Raw genomic sequence first — 19,181 nt, 5'->3', positions numbered from 1 at the left:
GCCAGCCTTCGGGGTCAGTACCCAGTGGTCACCCTTCTTCTCCAGGGACTCAACAATGTCCTTGCCCTTGAGAATCTCAGGCTCGCCGACGATGTTGTCTACCTCGAATCTTGTACGAGGAGATGTTACCGATCTTGCGGGATTGGTTGTACTTGTTCGGCTTGGTATCGATGTTGAACTCGTAGTTCTGCTCGTTACCGGTTGGCTTGCCGTCCTTGTCAACCTCGAAGACCTTGACCTTCACCCGGCCTGTGATGACGCCAGCCTTGACGTTCACGTTCAGGGTGTTGCCATCCTGGGTGGTGGTGACCTTTTCCTTGCCCTCGGTGACTTCGTACTTCCAGCCCTCTGGGATCGTAATGGACTGGTCAAGGCCAGTAACCCCGACGTTGAAGAAGTGGTTGTCCACGCGAACAGTCTTCTCGGTGGTCTTCTCGGAATCCTTGTTCACCACGTGGATGCGGTACTCGTGGCGGTTGCCGTCACCGTCCTTGATGATGATGCGGACGTCGCCCTCACCCTGCTTCTTCGGGGTGATAACGAGGCGGTTGTTTTCCTTGGTGACCTCGACGAGGCCGTTGGAGTCGTCGACAAACTCGATGGTCCAGTTACCCAGCTTCTTTGGCTCGATGACCTTCGACTCGCTCGTGTTGGAGAAGTCGTAGAAGTAGTTGAACTGGGAATAACGACGCTCGAATCGTGGTGGTCTCGTGCTTCTCGGAAACACGGGTGACGGTCGTGTCAACGACCTTCGTCTCGGTCTTCGGCGCAGCGGTGACCGTCTTCGTCTCGGTCTTCGGTGCACCAGTCTCGGTCGTAGTGACGTAGACAGGCTCAGTAACCGTGACCTTCGGCTGGACCTTGTCGGTCTCAGTGATCGTCGGCTTCACCGTTGCAGTCTCAGTGACAGTTACTGGATCGCGCTTCTCCACGACAATGACGCGTGGATCTTCCGTGACGGTCTCAGTGGCGGTGGACGTTGGTCCGCCCTGCTCGAACTCAGTGACGGTAACAGCAGGCTTCACTACCTCATGCGTCACGGTCTCCGTTTCCGGAGCGACCTCAACCGTCTTGTAGTGAACTTCCTGCCGCTCGTTGGTCACGGTGACCGTCGGACGCTCGGTAACAGTAGTCACAGCGGCCTCTGGGCGAACAGGCACGGTGTGCGTGATGGTCGGGCGACCAGTCTCGGTCACGGTGGATGTAACACCAGCTTCACCAGGAACCGTCACGGTGGTGGTCACAGTTCCGCCGCCGTTGCCGCCGCCTGGGCGTGGGTAGAAGCCGTCAAGACCCGGCTGGGTCGGTGGGATCAGGCGCTGGAAAGTTGCCTCGCGGCCATCCTGGTAGATGTTGTAATCCTTCGGCAGCAGGATGGTGACGTACTCGCCAGCACGGACGGTGCTGGAGACGCGGCTGAATGCAGCCTCATCCTTGATCAGTGCGAAGTTCGGCTGGAACTCCTGGGTACCGCCGAAGACAGCGCTGACGCGGAAACCGGTCCACTGGGTGAACTCCTGGTTAGTCACGCGAACGCCATTCTGAGTCTGGCCGTTCATGATGTAGGAACGCTGGCCGTCCAGAACGCTCTTGTTGTTCGACAGCAGTGCCTGCAGCGCGACGTTCTTCTTCTTCACGTCCTCGAAGTTGCGGTTGTACCAGGAGACCAGCATCGACTTCGTCAGCGAGATCGCTGCCGTCTCGATGTCAGCGTTAATACCAAGGTCGCCGTTAAAGCCGTTGAAGCCGTACAGGCCGGACATGCCGTCCAGCTTGCGCAGCTCGTAGCCCTGGGTCTGCAGGTTTGGCTGCGGCTTCTCAAGGTCAATGCACCAGCCCGGGCCCATCGGGGTGACCTGCATCCAGGTCTTCAGCATGGCCTGGTAATCATTCTGATTCGTGAGCATCTTGATCTGCTCAGTGTTAAAGCGCAGCGCCTCATCGTACTTATCGCTCGGCAGTGCGGAGTACGTACCCGTAATGCGATCGTCTGCGCTTGCGTCCGGGGCGACGACGACAGCGCCACCTGCAATCATTGCGCCTGAAATCAGGCCGGCCATGATTCGCTTCTTAAGATGTGCGTTTTGCAACGGCTCAATCCTTAAAAATCGTAGGAGATATTCGAAGCAGCCTGAAGACCATCTGAACACGGATCCACAAACTGACAGACATTTATTCAATCACAAAAATCTCCCTGAAAGTAGTCCACTACGCCCCCACCACCACAAAAACACCACCACAACCCACAAAACCACACCCCACAACCCTCAAAAACCCCCTGACCAGCAGCTTCACAAAACCTGTCAAAGTATGCAACAAGAACGTGATCTATCACACTCAAAACACCACTGCCACCAAACAGGGGGGACACATGTCAACGCATGAAGAACCGTACGAAAAAACCCTGGCCTCCGAACCGGAGACCAGGGTGAACCTGTGGAGCATAGGAGAATCGAACTCCTGACATCCTGCTTGCAAAGCAGGTGCTCTACCAACTGAGCTAATGCCCCTTTTGTTCCTGTGGGCCTAGCAAGAATCGAACTTGCGACCTCATCGTTATCAGCGATGCGCTCTAACCGACTGAGCTATAGGCCCTGGGAACGAGAAGTAAGATTACCTACCACTATAACCTTTGACAAATCGCCAGTACAAGCGGTGTTTTTATAGTGGCTATAGCGGTAGGTATCTCACGGCTATCGGGCCCTGTTGGACATCACCAGGGTGACGCCGCCGACCAGGTCCGCGATCGAGTTGTAGAGCAACGCCGTCAGCGGAGCCATCACGGCGATGAACACCACGCCGATGAGCCCGAAAAGGCCGGCCGCGGACATGACCAGGGTGGCGTCGATAACTTGGTCGCCGCCGACGCCACTGACCAGCGAGTTCAAGGAGTCGATGACCCCTGTCTGCGCGAGGCCGTAGTAGACGATGGCCGCGCCCAGCATCCACGCGACGAAGCCGACGAGGGCGAGGATCGTCGCCACCTTAAACACGGAGGCGACACCCACGCGCCGCACCACTATCTTGCGGGCGGCCATGGTTTACTCCCCATCCTTCGGCGAGGCGGAGGTGGACGAGGAGGTCTGCTCCTTGGCTTCCTCAATCGTCTTCTCGCCCTTGGCAACCGCGGTTGCCTCCTCTTCGCCCTGCTCCTCGACGTTCTTGTCGATGGCCAGCAGCTCAACGTCATCCGCGAGGTCGACCAAGCGGACGCCCATCGTGGCGCGGGAGGACGGACGGATCTGGTTGACCTCGGTGCGGATCACGCCGCCGGCGGAGGTGATGGCGAAGATCTGGTCTTCCTCATCGACCGCCAGGGCGCCGATCAGCTTGCCGCGCTTCGGGGTGTACTTGAAGGTCATGACGCCCATGCCGCCGCGGCCCTGGGTGTTGTACTCCTCGATCGCGGTGCGCTTGCCGTAGCCGCCAGCGGTAGCGACGAGCAGGAACTCGCCGTCCTGGACCACGGTCATCGCGAGCAGCTTGTCGTCGCCGCGGAAGCGCATGCCCTTCACGCCGGCGGTCGCGCGGCCCATTGGGCGCAGCTGGTCGTCGTCGGCGGTGAAGCGGATGGCCTGGCCTTGCTCAGAGACGAGCAGCAGGTCGTCTTCCTCGCCGGCCAGTGCGGCGCCGATCAGGGCGTCGCCCTCGTTGAGGTTGATCGCGATGAGGCCCGCGGAACGCGCCGACTCGTAGTCGGTCAGGCGGGACTTCTTCACGCGGCCGTCGCGGGTGGCCAGGACCAGGTACGGGGCGTCCTCGTAGGACTGGATCTGGATGACCTGCGCGATGCGCTCCTCCGGCTGGAACTCCAGCAGGTTCGCCACGTGCTGGCCGCGAGCGGTGCGGCCTGCCTCCGGCAGCTCGTAAGCCTTGAGGCGGTACACGCGGCCGAAGTTGGTGAAGAACAGGATCCAGTCGTGGGTGGAGCAGATGAAGAAGTGCTTTACCACGTCGTCCTGCTTCAGTTCCGCCCCGCGGACACCCTTGCCGCCGCGCTTCTGCGACTTGTACGCATCCACCTTCGTGCGCTTCGCGTAGCCGGTAGAGGTGATGGTGACCACGACGTTCTCGCGCGCGATGAGGTCTTCCTCGGTCACATCGCCGGTTGCGGCCACGATCTTGGTGCGGCGCTCGTCGCCATACTTTTCGACGATCTCACGCAACTCGTTGCCAACGATCTCCCGCTGGCGCTCCGGGCGGGCCAAGATGTCCTTGTAATCGGCGATCTTGCGCTCGATCTCGGCCAAATCGTCGATGATCTTCTGGCGCTCCAGCGCTGCCAGGCGGCGCAGCTGCATTGCCAGGATTTCGTTGGCCTGGATCTCGTCGACGTCGAGAAGCTTGATCAGGCCCTGGCGGGCGTCGTCAACGGTCGGCGAGCGACGGATCAGGGCGATGACCTCGTCCAACGCATCGAGCGCCTTGACCAGGCCGCGCAGGATGTGGGCGCGCTTCTCTGCCTCATCCAGGCGGAACTTGGTGCGGCGAACGATGACGTCGATCTGGTGCTTGACGTAGTAGCGCAGCATCTGGTCGAGGCGCAACGTGCGCGGCACGCCGTCGACGATGGAGAGCATGTTCGCGGAGAAGTTCGTCTCCAGCTGCGAGTGCTTGTACAGGTTATTGAGCACCACTCGAGGAACCGCGTCGCGCTTCAGCGTGACCACGATCCGCATGCCGACGCGGTCGGAGGACTCATCCTCAATCTTGGAGATGCCCACCATCTTGCCCGCGGTAACCTGCTCCGCAATGTTGTGGATGAAGTTATCCGGGTTGACCTGGTACGGCAGCTCCGTAATCGTGATGACCTGACGGTTGCCGATCTCCTCGATCTCGGTCACACCGCGCATGCGGATGGAACCGCGGCCTGTGGTGTAGGCGTCCTTGATGCCCTGATCGCCGACGATGAGGCCGGCCGTCGGAAAGTCCGGGCCCTTCACTCGCTCCATTACCGCATCGAGCGCCGCCTGCTCATCCGCGTCATAGTTGTCGAGCATCCAGTAGATGGCCTCCGCCAACTCGTTCAAGTTGTGCGGCGGAATGTTGGTGGCCATACCGACGGCAATACCGTTCGAGCCGTTCATCAGCAGGTTCGGCACACGCGACGGCAGCACGTCCGGCTCGCGGGTCTTGCCGTCGTAGTTCGGGGAGAACTCCACGGCGTCCTCGCGGATGTCGCGGACCATCTCCATCGCCAGCGGCGTCATCTTGCACTCGGTGTAACGCATGGCCGCGGGGCCGTCGTTACCCGGGGAACCGAAGTTACCCTGGCCGTCGACCAGCGGGTAGCGCATCGCCCAAGGCTGAGCCATGCGCACCAGCGTGTCGTAAATGGCGCTGTCACCGTGCGGGTGGAAGTTACCCATCGTGTCAGCGACAGGCTTGGCACTCTTCACGTACGAACGCTCGGGGCGGTAGCCGTGGTCGTACATCGCGTAAATGATGCGGCGGTGCACCGGCTTCATGCCATCGCGAACATCCGGGAGCGCACGGCCGACGATCACGCTCATCGCGTAATCGATGTAGCTCGTCTGCATCTCCTCATTGATGTCAATGGGCTGGATGGCGTCGGAACCGCCGCCACCTAGAGTGTCATCACTCATTGCTCACCTTTCGTCAAACATTGGTTCCTACCGATTCTAGCGCCTTGTGCACCGAATCACCCCTGCGCCGTGGTATCACTCTGATACCATCACGACATGGCTATGACGCTACGACTCTCCACAGACGAAGACACAGCCCTCATCATGCTCGCCTCCGCCTGGGGCTGCTCCAAGCAAGAGGCCGCCCGCCGCGCCATCGTCACCGCCGCCTCCCGCCTTCTTGACGACGCCACCATTACCAACCTCGCCCGCACCACCCTGCAGGAATACGCCCACACCGAACGCCGCATCCGGCAGGCCCGCGATGCGTAGCTTAAGCAGTGAGCAGCTGCTGGCCATCGCCGACGAATGCGCGCATATATATAAGGTGCGAATACGCTCCTTCGCCGCACTATGCGCCTGCGCTGCCGTCCCCGGCGCCCACCTCCACGGCGTGCCCGTCTACGACACCGCACACGCCGCCGCCCGCGGCCTCGCCGACACGATCCGGGCCCTGTGCCCCCTGACCGGAGCCAACGACGCCTTCGCTGACGTCGCCGGCACCACCTATTTGCGGTGGGTCGAGGAAGCGTAATCGCGTACTTTCTCCTACACTGGCAACTATTTACACGGACCATTAGAGAACACTTGGTGGAGGAACAATGAACGCTACAAAGTACACCGCTGTACTGGCAACCACCGCAGCGCTGATCGGCGCCCTGGCCGCGCCGCAGCTGCGCGCGGAAGAGACCGCTGCTGCGTCTGATTCGGCGTCTGCGGCGTCTCAGTCTCAGGAGGCGCGCGAATGGCGCGACGCCGAAATCACCGCAGGCGACACCATCACCGTCGAACCGAGCGTCCCTCTCCCAGAGGGCGCCAAGGCCGTCGGCCCGACCAGCATCGACGGCTGGAAGCTGACCACCGACGAAAAGACGGGTGCCGTTACCATCGAGGCCGCACCGAAGCTGCGCCCCGGCCAGGGACTGCGCTACCGTGTCTTCGTCCTCTTTGCAGACAAATCCACGGCCACCTATGACACCGAGGTCACCGTCGTTCCCGGCGGAAACAACAACGCCAACACCGCCACGATCGAATACAAAGATTCGCTCGTCCAGCCGAAGGAGAGCGTCACCGTCACGCCTACCGGCAAGTTCCCGCAGGGTACGAAGTTCTACCTCAACAGCGACAAAATTGAGAAGTGGGACGTCAGCGTCGAGGAGGCCACCGGCGCCGTCACCGTCAAGGCCGGCGATATTGGATATGGTTCCTGGATCTCCATCCCAGTTCGCGCCGAGTTTCCCGACGGCTCCTCCGACGTCAAGCACGCCAAAGTATCCGTCGCCGACAAGCACGGCAACACCACCCCGTCATCCGACCGCCTCGCCGCGAAGCACACCCCGTCCTACCCAACGGAGCAGATCGCGGGCAACGAAACAGCCACCGTCAAGCAGACGGCTGAGCTGCCGGAAGGCACCACGTTCAAGATCGTCGGCGAGTCCAAGCTATGGGACCTGTCTATCGACGCCACCAACGGCACCATCACCGCGAAGCCAAAGGAGCCGCTCGCTGCCGGTGCAGTCGTGAATGTGCCTGTCATCGTCACCTACTCCGACGACTCCCAAGACTTCGTACAAGCCAAGGTCGAGGTGACCAAGGACCCCGTCTGGCAGTCCAGCAAGGCCAACGTCGATTATCCAGTGACCAATACGCCCGCTGATGAGACCGCCACCATCACTCCTGCACTCAAAGATGTGCCGGACGGCACCAAGTTCGCCATGAACGCAACGCCACCAACGGGATGGGAGATCAGCATTGAGCCATCGACCGGTGTGGTGACCGTCAAAACCCCAGAGGGCACCCGCGCAGGCACCCAGATCAACGTGCCTATCCGCGTCGAGTTCCCCGACGGTTCCCGCACCGTCACCAGCGCCGTCGTCCTCTTCGAGGCGCCAACCAATCCCGAGTCCGAAAAGTTCAAGGTGACCTACAAGGACGTGACCATCAAGGCCGGCGAGAACCACGTGTTCAAACCAGCTGAATCCCTGCCGACCGGTGCCATCGTCAACGGCCCGAAGAACCAGAGCGTCAACGGTGTGAAGGTCAATACCGACAAGGACGGCGCTGTCTCCGTTGAAGTACCAAGCCACGCCCGTGACTTCGACTTCACGGTTCCCCTCGAGATCTACTTCCGCGACGGCTCCAAGCAGGAGACGAAATTCCACGTCACCGTGAAGGCAAAGGAGACGACTACTCCGACGACCTCCACCAAGGAGTCCACGCCGACTTCGGAGGAGTCCGCGCCGCGGACAACCGACCCGGCGACTTCGGAAAAAACCACGGAACCGTCCACGCCACGGACAAGCGAAGAGGCTACGACGACGAAACCGACGACTTCGGACAAGACGACAGAGCCATCCACGTCTGAGGAGTCCACGCCGACTTCGGAGGAGTCCGCCCCGCGGACAACCGACCCGTCAACGACTACGCCGACGACTTCGGACAAGACGACCGAGCCGACCACGTCCGCGCCGCGGACAACCGAGAAGTCCACCACCCCGGAGACGACCACCCCGGCCACGTCGACTACCAAGGCAACGCCAACAACCAAGGCAACGACGACCACGAAGGAGTCCGCGCCGCGGACAAGCGAAGAGGCGTCGACAAGTGAGACGACTCCAACTACCTCGACGAAGCCTTCGAGGCCGCAGAATGAGACGACCAAGATTGAGTACGCGCGCACGCCGGTGCACGCGGGTGAGTCTGTGACGCTGAAGCCGAAGGGCGAATTCCCTACGGGGACGAAGTTCAACGGGCCGAGCGGGTCGCAGCAAGGATGGTCCGCCACCACGAACAGCCAGACTGGTGAGATTCGGATTACTGCACCAGCGAACGCGACGGTTGGTACCACTGTGAGCTTCCCTGTCACCGTGGTCTTCCCAGACAAGTCGAGGCAGATTCACGAAGTCACCGTCTACGTGGAGCGCACCACCACGGCGCCGTCCACCAGCGAGCAGCCGACCAGCGAGCAGCCGACGAGCACCACGACGCCAGCAAAGCCGAAGGAGTCCCAGGCGGACAAGTCGGACGTCGACTTTGAAAACCAGAAGGTGAACGCTGGCGGCACGATCGTGCAGCGCCCGAGCGGCAACGCTCCTGCAGGCACCAAGTTCACGGGCCCGAACGGTACGTACGACGGTTGGAAGTTCGCCACCGACCCGAACACGGGTGAGGTCACCATCACGCCTCCGGCGGACGCGAAGCCTGGCGCCTCCATCGACTACACCGTCACCGCGACGTTCCCCGACTGGTCGACGAAGGACTACAAGCTGAAGGCCACGGTTGAGGGCGGAGTGGACGTCGATAAGGGTGGTGACACTGGATCGAGCAAGGAAGGCTCCAGCAGCTCCTCGTCGAACGAGGAGGGCTCGAGCACGGGTGCGACCATCGGCATCGTGGTTGGCGTGCTCGCGCTGCTCGGTCTGCTGGCCGGCGCGGCGAACTATGTGCTGCAGTACGTCGACATCAACGCGCTGCTTCGCTAACACCGTTCGCGCGGGGACGATATTCTAAGCACTATGAAGAAAATGAGTGCTCTCGTCCTCGCCGGCGGGCTTACGGCGTCGCTGATCGTCGCGCCGCAAGCCACCACCGCTCCATCGGGGTCCTCCGGATCCTCCAAACCGACGCCGGTGATCACGCCGACCGTCACCCCACCAAAGCAGCCACCGCTCGGCAGCGCATACACGGGCTCAGCGCCGGTCTCGCTGACCATCGCGGCGCTGCTCACCCTGCTGGTCGGCCAAGTAATTGTCGACGCCGTCCCCCCACTGCGCGCAGCCGTCGACGACCTCGCGCGCCAGGCAGGACTCTCGGGCGTGATGGGATCCTCCCAGGGTAACCGCATTTTCGATTTCTCCAAGATCGACCTCAACGAGCTGCAGAAGATGTTGCCCAAGGTCTAAACCCCACCCCAAATATGTAACCACTGTGACTCATGATAAGTTTGTTCCTGTTGTGGTTACAGTGTCCTGTGTGACGGCTGTGGCGGAAGAGCCGCAACGCTCAACGTAACAATGCGACCTGCCGGGGGGCAGGTCGCATTTGTCATACAATCAACGGCATGGAAACACCACAAGGACTCAACGCACTGCTGCACAATGGGCGCCGCCCAGGAATCGTCGACGCGCTCGCCGGAGTGGTCGACCAGACCGTCGCAGACCAAAGCGGACTCACCGGCATGGCGCTGCGCTCCGCAATCGCGGGCGTAAAGAAAGTCGACGCCCGGATCCTGCACAAGGGCATCAACACCGTACTCCCCCAGCTGCTCGAGCAGCTCAACCCCCGCTGGGAAGACTACAAAAACAGCGACCACGCCGCCTTTGGCGAATACCTCGCACAACACGAAGACGACGTGGTCACAGAACTCGTCTCACTCGGCGACAACCTCCGCGACTCCATGCCAGCCGGCGTACAGAAGATCTACGCCACCTTCCGCAGCAAGGCCGCCAAAATTGTGGGGCCTGCGTTGCCGCGGATCGGAGAGGTCGTCGAAAAGCAGATGGAAGGCTAGACGTCCAGGAAGCGGACGTCCTTCGCCTTGCGGGTGATGAAGGAGCGGCGAGCCGCCACATCATCGCCCATCAGGATGCTGAACAGCTCATCAGCGCGCTGGGCATCCTCCACATCAACGCGACGCAGAATACGGTGATCCCGGTCAAGCGTGGTCTCCCACAGCTCGCTCGGGTTCATCTCACCCAGACCCTTGTAGCGCTGGATGCCGTCATCCGTGTTGATCTTACGGCCGGCCTCCAGGCCCTCCGCGAGCAACTGGTCACGCTCCGCGTCGGAGAAGGCGTAGCCAGGCTCGCCCTTCGCCCACTTCAGCTTGTAGAGCGGCGGGTTCGCCAGATAGACGTGGCCCTCCTCGATGAGCTCCGGCATGAAGCGGAACAGCAGGGTGAGCAGCAGCGTCGCGATGTGCTGGCCGTCGACGTCAGCATCCGCCATCAGCACAATCTTGTGGTAGCGCAGCTTCGAAATGTCGAACTCTTCGTGAATACCCGTACCCAGCGCGGTGATGATCGCCTGGACCTCCGCGTTCTTCAACACGCGGTCCATGCGGGCCTTCTCCACGTTCAGGATCTTGCCGCGCAGCGGGAGAATCGCCTGGTACATCGAGTCGCGGCCCTGCTTCGCCGAACCACCTGCTGAGTCGCCCTCAACAATGAACAGCTCGGACAGCTTCGGGTCCTTCGAACGGCAGTCCGCCAACTTACCCGGCAGGCCACCCAAGTCCGTCGCCGACTTACGACGCACCAAGTCACGCGCCTTGCGCGCCGCCTGACGCGCCTGCGACGACGACACAGCCTTCGAAATAATGGCCTTCGCCTCCGCCGGGTTGGCATCAAACCAATCCGACAGATTCTCGTTCACGGCGCGCTGCACGAAGCCCTTCACCTCGGTATTGCCGAGCTTCGTCTTCGTCTGGCCCTCAAACTGCGGGTCCGCCACGCGGACAGACACCACGGCCGCGAGACCCTCACGGCAGTCATCACCAGTGAGGTTCGGCTCCTTGTCCTTCAGCAGCTTATGGTCACGCGCGTAGCGGTTCATCAGCGTGGTCAACGCCGCACGGAAACCCTCCTCGTGCGTACCGCCCTCATGCGTATTAATGGTGTTCGCGAACGTGTGCACAGACTCCTTAAACGAGCTGTTCCACTGCATCGCCACCTCAGCCTCAAGGCCGTCACCCTTCTGGTCAAAGCCCACGATCGTCGGGTGGATCGCCGTCTTCGACTTATTCAGGTAGTTGACGTAATCAATCAGGCCATCCGGGTAGTGGTACGTGACCTTCTTCTCGCGCTTCTTCGGGGCAGCAGATGTGTCACCCTCGGTGGCGTCGTCAAACGAGTCCGAGCCAACCGCAGCGGCCGTCTCACCCTCCTCCGCGATCGCCTCGAGCTCAAGCTCCTCCTCGGAGACGCGCTCATCCTTCAGCGTGATGGTCAGGCCCTTGTTCAGGAACGCCATCTCCTGCAGACGACGCGCGATCGTGTCCCACTTAAACTCCGTGGTCTCAAAAATCTCCGGGTCCGGCCAGAAACGAATCGCCGTACCCGTGCCGCGGGCATTGCCGCCCTCCTCCAGAGGCTCCGGCTGCGCGTCCACAAACCGCTGGTACCAGTGCTTGCCATCGCGCTTAATGTCCGCCTCCACGCGCGTGGACAGCGCGTTCACCACGGAAATACCCACACCGTGCAAGCCACCCGACACCGCGTACGACTCCGAGTCGAACTTACCGCCCGCGTGCAGCTGCGTCATCACGACCTGCACCGTCGGCGCACCAGACGGGTGCATCTCCACCGGAATACCACGACCATTATCGACGACCTCTACGCCGCCATCCGCGAGCAGAGTCACATCGACGCGATCGGCATAGCCCGCCATCGCCTCATCGACCGAGTTATCCACGACCTCCCACACCAAGTGGTGCAGGCCACGCTCACCGGTCGACCCAATGTACATACCTGGGCGCTTCCGGACGGCCTCAAGGCCCTCGAGGATAGTAATCGACGACGCGTCATAATGAGGTTGTTGATCAGCCACTGGAAAAGACGCTCCTCCTGAAAAATGTCATTAACCCGTCCCATCTTACACGTAAAACAGGACACCAAACCCCACGACTACCCGTACGTGTCCCTCGGACCCCGCCCCTTCACGTGCAGCGGACCATAGCGCCAACTCTTCACCCGCGGCCCATAAATGTGCAGCTTCCGGATCACATCCGGGCCCACCTTCTCCGCGATCGCGCGCAGCACCGTCGACTGCATGTACTTCAGCTGCGTCGCCCACGCCGTCGTCGTGCAGGTGATGAAGACCTCGCCATCCTTAATCATCTCCACCTTCGTATGCTCCGCGATCGTAGCTCCGACCAGGCCCTCCCAATTGCCCATCACCCAGCCATACGCCATGTTCTCCGTCCAATCGCGCTTCCGGATCTCCTTACCCAGCAGCGACGAAAACGACTTCACCTTGTAACTCCGCGGCAACGCCCGGCCATCCTTGCCCGTCGGACGGCCCCGCTCCAGCCACGGCCTGCGCTCCTCCTGCTCAAAGTGCAGCCCCGGCACCGTAATATCCTTCACCGGACGGCCCTTGCCCTGACTGCGGCGCGGCACCACGCTCACGCCCTGCTTCGACAAATCCGGCAACCGCCCGCCGCGCCGCTTCGCCGTGCGCCGCAGCTGATCAAAGGTGGTGCCCACCAAGTCACGCTCGCTCAATATGGGACACCCCCTCCTCCATCCGCACGTGATACCGCGCCGTCACCGCCCCATCCAAATTCCCCGGCAAATCATCCCCGACCGCCGCCGTAATCAGCACCTGCTCCGCCGACTCCGCCACGTGCACCAACCGCTCACGGCGCTTCGCGTCCAACTCCGCAAACACATCATCCAGAATCAGCACCGGATCCGTGCCCTCACCAGCCAACAACCGGTACTCCGCCAAGTGCAAACTCAGCGCAAACGACCACGTCTCCCCATGCGACGCATACCCCTTCGCCGGCTGCTGACCCAGCATCAACACCAAATCATCCCTATGCGGACCAACCAGCGTTGAGCCGCGCTCAATCTCCTCTTTTCGACGCCTCCCCAACTCCGACAACATCGCCGCCTCCAACACCTGCGGATCCCGCGACGCCTCCCCCGTCAACTCCAACACCGCCCGATCCAACGTCGACGTGTACTCCACCGACGCCGCCCGCGACTCCGGCGCCACCGACGCATAGGACTCCGTGATGGGGTCGGAGAGGGCGTCGACAAGCAGAAGCCTGCCCGCCAGCACCTGCGCCCCATAGCGCGCCAACTGCGCATCCCACGCATCCAACGTACTCAACGCACCCGCGCCCGCCGCATCCCCATAACCGCGGCGCAGCGCCATATTCTGCGAACGCAACAACGCATTACGCTGGCGCAACACCTTGTCATAATCCGCCTTCACCCCACCATGACGCGGCGTACGCACCGCCGCCAACGCATCCAAAAACCGGCGACGATCCCCCGGCTCCCCATTCACCAACCGCAAATCCTCCGGCGAAAACATCACCGTCCGCAGCACACCCAGCAGCTCACGCGCCGACTTCAACCGCGTCCTATTAATCTGCGCCTGATTCGCCCCACTCGCCTTAATCAACACATGAGTAGTCAGCGCGCGCCCCTCATTCACCGTCGTCGCCGACACGCGCGCATCACTCGCCCCCGAATGAATCAGCGGAGCGTCCGTGGCCACCCGGTGACTCCCGAGCATCGACGTATACCGCACCGCCTCCACAATGTTCGTCTTCCCGTGCCCATTGCGACCCGAAAACACCGTGACGCCCGGCTCCAAATCCACATGCAACTCCCGCCACGAACGGAAATCACGCAGGTCAAGCTCCGAAACGTACATCGTGGCAAACTAGCCCGGCAGGCGAACCGGCATCAACAGATACGTGAAATTCGTCTCCGGCGTCGGGAACAACCCATCATCGCCCTTCTCCGGCAAGGACTCCGGCTCCGGAATCATAATCGCCGGACGCGACGACTCCGTAAACCCAAACACCGCACGATCCGTCCCAATCACCGACAAACCATCACGCAAATAACCAGCATTAAACGCAATCAACAGCTCATCCTCCCCCACAAACTGCGCAGGAATCGACTCCGACGCCTCACCCGAATCAGCCCCCGACGCAAACAACGTCACCTGACCCTCCGAAAAATGCAACCTCAACTGTGCATTCCGATCCGCCACCAACGACACACGGCGAATCGCCTCCAACAACGGAGCCACCTCCACCGACGCCATCGACGTATGCGCCTTCGGCAACAACGGCTGCACATTCGGGAAATCCGCATCCAACATGCGCGTCGTCGTCTCACGATTGCCCGCATGCAAACCAAACAAGCCGTCCGCGCCCACATTATCGACGCCACCAACGGCAATCTGCACCGGCTCCTCCAACTGCGTATCCAACGTCCGCGCGTTATCCAACAACGTCTTCGCCGGCACCAACAGCTTCGCCTGCACCCCCTCACCAGCAGGCGACCACTCCAACGAACGCAACGCCAACCGGAAACGGTCCGTCGCCGTCAAGTGCAACGTCGAACCCTCCACCTCAATGTGGATACCGGTCAGCATCGGCAACGTGTCATCCTTACCCGCCGCGGCAGCCACCTGCATCACCGCACCACTCAGGTCCTCCGAACCGATCGTGCCCGTCACCTCAGGCAACTGCGGCAACTGCGGATAATCGTCCAACGGCATCAAAGGCAGCTCGAAGTGGGCGGAGCCGCCGTCGAGAAGCAACTTTGTGTCACTCGTAGAAACCTCAACCGGCTGATTCGGCATATTCGCAACAATGTCAGACAACAACTTGCCCGCCACCGCCACGCGACCAGGCGTATCCACCTCAGCCGCAATCCGCACCCGCGACGACACCTCATAATCGAAGCCCGCGAACTCCAAACCCTCATCCGACGCCGTAATCAACACCGCGCGAAGAATCGGCTGCGTGTTCTTCGTAGGCAACATCCGAGCAACCCACGCCACCGCGTCCGACAGGTCCTCCTTGTGCACGCGGAAGGAAACGTTGGAATTCAAGTTGTCTTGGATGTCCGCCATAGTGACACGGGCTCCTTGCAGTACGTAGAGATTCTTGTAATTACGTTCTCACTTTAGGCGGGGACGGGCTTTTTGTCATTCGAGTTTTCACACGCCTGGCTCATGGCTTTTTGGGGCGTTGGTCGTTTGTGCGCCGTTCTGCACAGCTCCCCTTTCTACTCTAGGAATTACAAGTAAAAACCTTGGGAACAACAATAAGTCCTGTGCAATCTGTGGAATTACATGAATTCGCCGTGGTCGGAGCGCGAAAACAGGGTGTGCAATTGCCTGTGGAAGAAATGTGGATAACTCTGAGCGCTTGTGGATAGATTTTCTGTCATTTGATCTGTGCACAACTCAGGAAGGGTTGTCCACTGGGGATTCACACGTTATCCACAAGGCCTGTGGTGTGTGATGTGGGTCTCGTTGTGGTGGGGGTCACTTAGGTGTTTTGCCCCTAAATGTGAATTACAGCGGTGTAATTACACAGGTGTGGATAAGTCTGTGGATGGATTTTTAGGGTGCGGGAGGAAGGAGTGCCAAATGTCGCAATCTGATATGGACTAGGTGTTCAAAGTGCCTGGCAGAAAAAGGGCTAGTCAAAAGTGGGTGCGTCTTTTGGCACTGAGAGACCAGGTGGGGCACCAAATTCCGGGATTTGGGGAGTCGGGCTTGTGTTTCCCCAGGTCGCTGGGGGTGCGTGAGGGAATTTGGTGCGGGCGACGCCGAGAGCGACGAAAGTTAGCGCAGGGTGCGGGCGCGGGCCTTGATGATTTGGGTCAGTTCCTGGATTTCGTCGTAGGTGCCGCGGTTCTCCGTCATCTCCTTGCGGATCTTGCGGTCCGCGTACATCACGGTGGTGTGGTCCTTGCCGCCGAACTCGTCGCCGATCTTGGGGAGGGAGAGTTCGGTGAGTTCGCGGCACAGGTACATCGCGATCTGGCGGGCGTGCGCCACCTGGCGGGTTTTACCTGCGCCGATGAGCTGGTCCATCGTGACGTTGAAGTATTCGGCGGCGTACTCCTTGATGGTGGAGGCGTTGATGTTGATGTCGCCTTCGTCGGGGAGGATGTCGCGAAGTGCGACTTGGGCGACGTCGAGGGTGATGGGCTCGTCGATAAGGGAAGAGTAGGCAGAGACCCTGATGAGGGCGCCCTCGAGCTCGCGGATCGACGACTCGAACTGCGAGGCGATGAGCTCGAGCACCTGGTGGTCGACCTGCGTGCCGTCGGCGGCCGCCTTCTTCATCAAGATGGCGATGCGGGTTTCCAGGTCTGGTGGCTGGACGTCGGTGATGAGGCCGCCCTCGAAACGGGTGCGGAGGCGGTCTTCGAGGGTGGTGAGCTGCTTCGGCGGGCGGTCAGACGACAGGATGATCTGCTTATTTGCCTGGTGCAGCGCGTTGAAGGTGTGGAAGAACTCCTCCTGGGTACCTTCCTTGCCCTCGAGGAACTGGATGTCGTCGACCATCAGGATGTCGAGGTTGCGGTAGCGGCGCTTGAAGCTTTCTTGGCGGTCGTCGCGCACGGAGTTGATGTAGTCGTTCGTGAACTCCTCGGAGGAGACGTACTTGATGCGGAGGTTCGGCTGCAGGACCTGCGCGTAGTTGCCGGCGGCGTGCAGCAAGTGCGTCTTGCCGAGGCCAGAGCCACCCCAGATGAACAGGGGGTTGTAGGCGCGGGCCGGGTTCTCGGCGACGGCGACGGCGGCGCCGTTGGCGAAGCGGTTCGAGGAGCCGATGACGAAGTTCTCAAAGGTGTACTTCGGGTTCAGGCTGGTCTCGCGCTCGGGGTCGTGGGCAGGCTTTTCGCGGGGGATTCGCTTAGGGACGGTCGGGTGCGCCGGCGCCTGGTGTTGTTGCTGTTGGCGGGCGTGCATCTCGGCGAGTTCGTCGAGGCCCATTGGGATTTGCTCGCCGGGGGTCATGTGGGCCGGGTCGACGGCCTCGGGGGCAGGCGGAGCTGCCGGGGCTTCTGGCGCCTGGATCGAGACGGCGAGTGTGCAGTGTTTGCCCAGGTGGGAGGCCAGTAGCGCCGTGATGTGCGGCGCGAGGGACTGCTCCACGACCGTTTTTGCGGCGGCGTGGGGGGCGGAGAGGATGGCGTAGCCGTCGACAAGCATGACGGGGCGGACGAGCTGGAGGTACGCGCGCTCTTGTGGGGTGAGCGTCGGGACCTGCGAGCTGGGCTGCGCGGACAGCGCCAGCAGGTCAGCGACGATGGTGCGCCATAGCGTTTCGATGTCTTGCTCTGCCAACGTCCCGCTTTCCTCCTAATCCGACATGTCATTTAGTGACGTTCATCACAACTGTGGAATTTCACGTACATTCCACCGCTGTTTCACAGATTTTGTAATTCCAAAACCTGCGTCTCACCAGTATCTTCCACAGACCTATCCACACCTGTGGATAACTTCGGTGAGTAAGTTGTCCACAGTCTCTCCCCTCCCCTGTGGATAACTTTTCACGGAACTTTTACCGGCTGTGACCTGCTGTAATTACAAATTACGCCGCAAAGTCTCAACCTGTTGTTCACAGTTATCCACAGCGATGTGGAGAAAGAACGTGTGTAATTGTGGTGCTTTATCATTGTTACCCGGTGTGAGCTTGTAATGTCTAACAGCCCGCACGCCACAACCCTGTGGATAACTCGTTTCACGGATGTGATTCACAGGAAATCTCGAACATTGCGTACGCGTGTTGGGAAGTAATCGCGCGTCAGGCCGGTGATAGCGCGGCCCCCGGTGTTCGAAAATGTGCAACCACCTGCGCGAAAGTACACCTTTGTAATTACGGGGGTAAACGAATGGACCTGCGCCCCACCCGGCGCAAAAGACAGTGTGTCGATTTGAACAACCAGCGGTTTTTCGCGTAGTCTGGCGTAGTCTGTCACACCACGGGCGCGAAGCAACATGCCCACGGTGTGCTTGAGAGCACCATCTACGCAGTGCACCGGGCCGCCCACCCAGGGCGAGTCAGCGAAGGTGATGCATGCAGGTCAACGCGCACACCGCGCCGCGGCCGGGCGATCTCAACCTGAACATTACAATTCCGGGACGGCTACTACCCCGGGAGGGAATGCGTCGCACACCGCGGCGGGTTCCCGCTGGCCGTCGTGACCTCTTATAAGGAGTCCACCGTGTCTAAGCGGACTTTCCAGCCAAACAACCGCCGTCGTTCACGCAAGCACGGCTTCCGTGCCCGCATGCGCACCCGCGCCGGCCGCGCAATCGTTTCCGCGCGCCGCAAGAAGGGCCGCGCAAGCCTGACGGCATAAACGCCCGAAGCGCAGCGACATCGTGTTACCCCGCCCGCACAAACTCTCCTCCTCTGCCGACTTCCGGCAGACCATGAGGAAAGGAGTGCGCGCGGGGTCTCGCACTTTAATCGTCCACGTCCGCTCCCGGGCCGGCGACACCATCGCGCTGCACGGCGGGCCGCGCTTCGGACTGATCGTGTCCAAGCAGGTCGGTAACGCGGTGACCAGGCACGCGGTGTCTCGGAAACTGCGGCATGTGCTGCGAGGGGGCGTCGATAAGCTGGAGCTGCACCACGACGTCGTGGTGAGAGCCCTGCCCGCCTCAGCCACCGCCACGAGCGCGCAACTCGCGCACGACTACGACGCCGCGCTGCGCAAAGCCCTGGACAAATGGCGTACTACAACTTCCTAGGCCAACGCATCCCCGCACCACCAACCGCGGCCGCGCGGGCACTCGTGAAGGCCGTACGCTGCTACCAAAAGTACCTCTCACCCCTTAAGATGGGTGCGACGTGTCGTTTCATGCCAGTGTGCAGCGCCTACGCACTCGAAGCGGTCGCGCGACACGGTGCCATCAAAGGCACCCTGCTCAGCGTGGCCCGCATCTGTAAATGTGGGCCCTGGCACCCCGGCGGGTTCGACCCAGTACCCGGCAGCGGTACGGACGCGTCCACAGGAACGACCACCAAGTAACCAA

General features: G+C 61.1%; 17 protein-coding genes and 2 tRNA genes. 8 read left to right on the top strand and 11 right to left on the bottom strand.

Features of this window, described 5'->3' with window-relative positions; all coding sequences use genetic code 11:
• Nucleotides 1-76 precede the first annotated feature (76 nt).
• The 6 genes from R0V12_RS06285 to gyrA form a co-directional block, all read right to left on the bottom strand.
• A complete protein-coding gene (locus R0V12_RS06285) occupies nucleotides 77-727 on the bottom strand; it encodes a hypothetical protein (protein ID WP_320072329.1) in 651 nt (216 codons plus the stop codon).
• Entirely contained in the window at nucleotides 609-2,060 is a 1,452-nt protein-coding gene (locus R0V12_RS06280; protein ID WP_320072328.1) for a hypothetical protein, read from the bottom strand. Before R0V12_RS06280 ends, R0V12_RS06285 begins: the two co-directional genes overlap by 119 nt.
• 377 nt (nucleotides 2,061-2,437) lie before the next feature.
• A tRNA-Ala gene (locus R0V12_RS06275) sits at nucleotides 2,438-2,510 on the bottom strand.
• A gap of 11 nt (nucleotides 2,511-2,521) precedes the next feature.
• Nucleotides 2,522-2,595, bottom strand: a tRNA-Ile gene (locus tag R0V12_RS06270).
• Between the two features lie 98 nt (nucleotides 2,596-2,693).
• Complete coding sequence (locus R0V12_RS06265; RefSeq protein ID WP_256008404.1) at nucleotides 2,694-3,038, bottom strand: DUF3566 domain-containing protein; 345 nt, start codon at nucleotides 3,036-3,038, stop codon at nucleotides 2,694-2,696.
• A 3-nt stretch (nucleotides 3,039-3,041) separates the two neighbouring features.
• Nucleotides 3,042-5,606 (bottom strand): DNA gyrase subunit A, encoded by a 2,565-nt coding sequence (gene gyrA, locus R0V12_RS06260; RefSeq protein WP_256008405.1) that lies wholly within the window; start codon nucleotides 5,604-5,606, stop codon nucleotides 3,042-3,044.
• Between the two features lie 96 nt (nucleotides 5,607-5,702).
• On the opposite strand from gyrA, the gene R0V12_RS06255 reads away from it, so the two are divergent.
• The 5 genes from R0V12_RS06255 (at nucleotide 5,703) to R0V12_RS06235 (ending at nucleotide 10,155) form a co-directional block, all read left to right on the top strand.
• On the top strand, nucleotides 5,703-5,918 hold the full coding sequence (locus R0V12_RS06255; protein WP_070363370.1) for a CopG family transcriptional regulator: 216 nt from the start codon (nucleotides 5,703-5,705) through the stop codon (nucleotides 5,916-5,918).
• Nucleotides 5,911-6,180, top strand: a complete 270-nt coding sequence (locus R0V12_RS06250; protein ID WP_070363371.1) for a TetR family transcriptional regulator — start codon at nucleotides 5,911-5,913, stop codon at nucleotides 6,178-6,180. Before R0V12_RS06255 ends, R0V12_RS06250 begins: the two co-directional genes overlap by 8 nt.
• A 67-nt stretch (nucleotides 6,181-6,247) precedes the next feature.
• On the top strand, nucleotides 6,248-9,127 hold the full coding sequence (locus tag R0V12_RS06245) for a Rib/alpha-like domain-containing protein (RefSeq protein ID WP_320072327.1): 2,880 nt from the start codon (nucleotides 6,248-6,250) through the stop codon (nucleotides 9,125-9,127).
• A gap of 33 nt (nucleotides 9,128-9,160) precedes the next feature.
• Nucleotides 9,161-9,547 (top strand): hypothetical protein, encoded by a 387-nt coding sequence (locus R0V12_RS06240; RefSeq protein ID WP_256008407.1) that lies wholly within the window; start codon nucleotides 9,161-9,163, stop codon nucleotides 9,545-9,547.
• 158 nt (nucleotides 9,548-9,705) lie between these two features.
• Nucleotides 9,706-10,155: a DUF6918 family protein gene (locus tag R0V12_RS06235; protein WP_070478304.1), complete on the top strand. Its 450-nt coding sequence runs from the start codon at nucleotides 9,706-9,708 to the stop codon at nucleotides 10,153-10,155.
• On the opposite strand, the gene gyrB is transcribed toward R0V12_RS06235, so the two are convergent.
• The 5 genes from gyrB to dnaA all read right to left on the bottom strand — a co-directional run bounded on the left by gyrB (nucleotide 10,152) and on the right by dnaA (nucleotide 17,483).
• Entirely contained in the window at nucleotides 10,152-12,191 is a 2,040-nt protein-coding gene (gene gyrB, locus R0V12_RS06230; protein ID WP_070478306.1) for a DNA topoisomerase (ATP-hydrolyzing) subunit B, read from the bottom strand. The genes R0V12_RS06235 and gyrB overlap by 4 nt on opposite strands.
• Nucleotides 12,192-12,268: 77 nt before the next feature.
• Complete coding sequence (locus R0V12_RS06225; protein ID WP_256008437.1) at nucleotides 12,269-12,871, bottom strand: DciA family protein; 603 nt, start codon at nucleotides 12,869-12,871, stop codon at nucleotides 12,269-12,271.
• A complete protein-coding gene (gene recF, locus R0V12_RS06220; RefSeq protein WP_311475674.1) occupies nucleotides 12,855-14,033 on the bottom strand; it encodes a DNA replication/repair protein RecF in 1,179 nt (392 codons plus the stop codon). The genes R0V12_RS06225 and recF overlap by 17 nt, the downstream gene beginning before the upstream one ends.
• 9 nt (nucleotides 14,034-14,042) lie before the next feature.
• Complete coding sequence (gene dnaN, locus R0V12_RS06215) at nucleotides 14,043-15,248, bottom strand: DNA polymerase III subunit beta (RefSeq protein WP_177224269.1); 1,206 nt, start codon at nucleotides 15,246-15,248, stop codon at nucleotides 14,043-14,045.
• Between the two features lie 720 nt (nucleotides 15,249-15,968).
• Complete coding sequence (gene dnaA, locus R0V12_RS06210; RefSeq protein WP_320072326.1) at nucleotides 15,969-17,483, bottom strand: chromosomal replication initiator protein DnaA; 1,515 nt, start codon at nucleotides 17,481-17,483, stop codon at nucleotides 15,969-15,971.
• An 881-nt stretch (nucleotides 17,484-18,364) separates the two neighbouring features.
• On the opposite strand from dnaA, the gene rpmH reads away from it, so the two are divergent.
• Genes rpmH through yidD form a run of 3 tightly spaced genes read left to right on the top strand, consistent with a single transcriptional unit; the run spans nucleotide 18,365 to nucleotide 19,177 of the window.
• Nucleotides 18,365-18,502: a 50S ribosomal protein L34 gene (gene rpmH, locus R0V12_RS06205; RefSeq protein ID WP_070478313.1), complete on the top strand. Its 138-nt coding sequence runs from the start codon at nucleotides 18,365-18,367 to the stop codon at nucleotides 18,500-18,502.
• 22 nt (nucleotides 18,503-18,524) lie between these two features.
• Nucleotides 18,525-18,896, top strand: coding sequence for a ribonuclease P protein component (gene rnpA, locus R0V12_RS06200; protein WP_252931825.1), 372 nt, complete (start codon nucleotides 18,525-18,527; stop codon nucleotides 18,894-18,896).
• Nucleotides 18,875-19,177 (top strand): membrane protein insertion efficiency factor YidD, encoded by a 303-nt coding sequence (yidD, locus tag R0V12_RS06195; protein ID WP_256005829.1) that lies wholly within the window; start codon nucleotides 18,875-18,877, stop codon nucleotides 19,175-19,177. Before rnpA ends, yidD begins: the two co-directional genes overlap by 22 nt.
• Nucleotides 19,178-19,181: the final 4 nt, after the last annotated feature.

Origin of the sequence: Corynebacterium sp. UMB2355A, from assembly GCF_033877495.1 — a bacterium.
GTDB classification, from domain to species: domain Bacteria; phylum Actinomycetota; class Actinomycetes; order Mycobacteriales; family Mycobacteriaceae; genus Corynebacterium; species Corynebacterium pseudogenitalium.
This window is presented reverse-complemented; position numbering and strand designations above follow the sequence as displayed.

Bases quoted from the DNA above. Each gene is read 5' to 3' on its own strand.
- R0V12_RS06280 (WP_320072328.1), bottom strand. From the start codon at position 2,060: ATGGCCGGCCTGATTTCAGGCGCAATGATTGCAGGTGGCGCTGTCGTC.
- R0V12_RS06265 (WP_256008404.1), bottom strand. From the start codon at position 3,038: ATGGCCGCCCGCAAGATAGTGGTGCGGCGCGTGGGTGTCGCCTCCGTG.
- gyrA (WP_256008405.1), bottom strand. From the start codon at position 5,606: ATGAGTGATGACACTCTAGGTGGCGGCGGTTCCGACGCCATCCAGCCC.
- R0V12_RS06255 (WP_070363370.1), top strand. From the start codon at position 5,703: ATGGCTATGACGCTACGACTCTCCACAGACGAAGACACAGCCCTCATC.
- R0V12_RS06250 (WP_070363371.1), top strand. From the start codon at position 5,911: ATGCGTAGCTTAAGCAGTGAGCAGCTGCTGGCCATCGCCGACGAATGC.
- R0V12_RS06245 (WP_320072327.1), top strand. From the start codon at position 6,248: ATGAACGCTACAAAGTACACCGCTGTACTGGCAACCACCGCAGCGCTG.
- R0V12_RS06240 (WP_256008407.1), top strand. From the start codon at position 9,161: ATGAAGAAAATGAGTGCTCTCGTCCTCGCCGGCGGGCTTACGGCGTCG.
- R0V12_RS06235 (WP_070478304.1), top strand. From the start codon at position 9,706: ATGGAAACACCACAAGGACTCAACGCACTGCTGCACAATGGGCGCCGC.
- recF (WP_311475674.1), bottom strand. From the start codon at position 14,033: ATGTACGTTTCGGAGCTTGACCTGCGTGATTTCCGTTCGTGGCGGGAG.
- dnaN (WP_177224269.1), bottom strand. From the start codon at position 15,248: ATGGCGGACATCCAAGACAACTTGAATTCCAACGTTTCCTTCCGCGTG.
- yidD (WP_256005829.1), top strand. From the start codon at position 18,875: ATGGCGTACTACAACTTCCTAGGCCAACGCATCCCCGCACCACCAACC.